Raw genomic sequence first — 1554 nt, forward strand, 5'->3', positions numbered from 1 at the left:
CGTGCACTGCCTGGCCGACGGCGAAGTGGTGGCTTACCGCATCGATACGTATTCGCCGAAAACGACGTACTTCGTCAATGAAGAAGTTGAAAAACCCTTCTCGCGTAACTTCGTGCTGGTCCGCCATCGCCTGCAGCCGCCAGCGATCCAGGACAACACGGAGGCACCCCCGTGCCTGATCTTCTACAGCCTGTACCTGCACCTGCAGGATTGGGTGAAGTATGACGACGATCCGACCCTGGCGCGCCCGGGATTCTGGGGCGAAGTGCACCGGGTCAAGGCCACGGCGAACGATCCGCATCCTGACGATCCCGAACAACGCGGCGCGTACGTTTACTACCGCCCCCGGTCCGACAAGATCGCTGACTTCTTGCCCCGCGGCGCCGAGGTGATCATCAGCGGCGACGGCGACTACCGCCGCCTGGAAAATCACCTGGGCCCGGCCAGCCTGAGCAACGCCGATGGCTCGCTGCGCGGTTACCTTGCGTCCCGGTTCCTGCACTCGGTGGTGAACGGCGAGCATCGCATCGAAACGGCTAGAGATGCACTCAAGGTGCGCCCGGAAGCGAGCCTGCACCGCAAGGAAATCAGCGAGTTGCCCAAAGGCACGGTCGTCACCGTCAGCGGTGAAGGCGAATTTCGCAAACTGGAACGGGTCACGCAGTGGGTACAGTTCGCTGCGCTGCAAAGCGTGCTGGAACCGCTGGCGACAGATCGGATAATGGTCCTCGACACCCCCGTCGCGATCAAGGTCGGAGACTTGATCGGCCACCTCGGCCTGTATCAGGACTGTGACGCGGATCAGCCGGAACAGAAGCTGCACCTGGAAACGTTCAGCGGTGATGACGTCGAGGCGTTCATCGAAGCCAGCCGGGCTTGGGCGCAGCACCTGCCGGAAAAAGACAGGACCTGGCTGAAGCTCGCCAAGGGCACACCCGTGGTGGCGCCAGAAGGACATACCGCTGCGCAAATGCAGATGGCCAGTGATTCCAGCCCGCGCAGTGCGGCCGACCTGCTGATCCCCAAGAAGCTGCTTGATGACCTGCCGGCGGATCGAAAAATCCAGGTGCCTGCGAACCCGACCCGCAAAGCGCGCACCTGGTATCACCTGGAAAACCTGCTTCACGACGCCGACAACAATCTTCTCGATGGCTGGGTGTGTGAAGAGATTGGCGTAACGCCCTGGGTCAGTCCCTGGGCCTGGGAAGGCTATGACGTCATCATCGACTACAGCAGACCCAAACACTTGATGGCCTCTTTTCTCAGCGCCGTCGACCGTTTCACCGAAGCACAACACGAGCGTTATCGCCCCATTGCCGAAAAAGACGACAAGGGCCCGATGAAAAGCCGGTTGTACGCGATCATCGATCGCAACCGAGACGGCAAGATGACAGCCACTGAACTGCAAGCGGCCCTTAAGCTGCCGGCGTATGCGCAGTCGATTTCGCAGATGATCCTGTACAAGGAAAGCGAATGGTTTCAGCAGCCGAAGATCTGGGACGCCCTGGATGAGCTCCTCGGCCATAGCGGCTCGACGCCGCACTTGAACTGGCT

At 60.7% G+C, this 1554-nt stretch carries 1 pseudogene; it reads left to right on the forward strand.

Going from position 1 to position 1554, the window contains the following annotated elements:
* Nucleotides 1–1554: pseudogene (locus HFK74_RS33385) on the forward strand (hypothetical protein); the annotation flags it as partial.

The sequence above is a fragment of the Pseudomonas sp. SbOxS1 genome (assembly GCF_013416725.1).
Taxonomy (GTDB): domain Bacteria; phylum Pseudomonadota; class Gammaproteobacteria; order Pseudomonadales; family Pseudomonadaceae; genus Aquipseudomonas.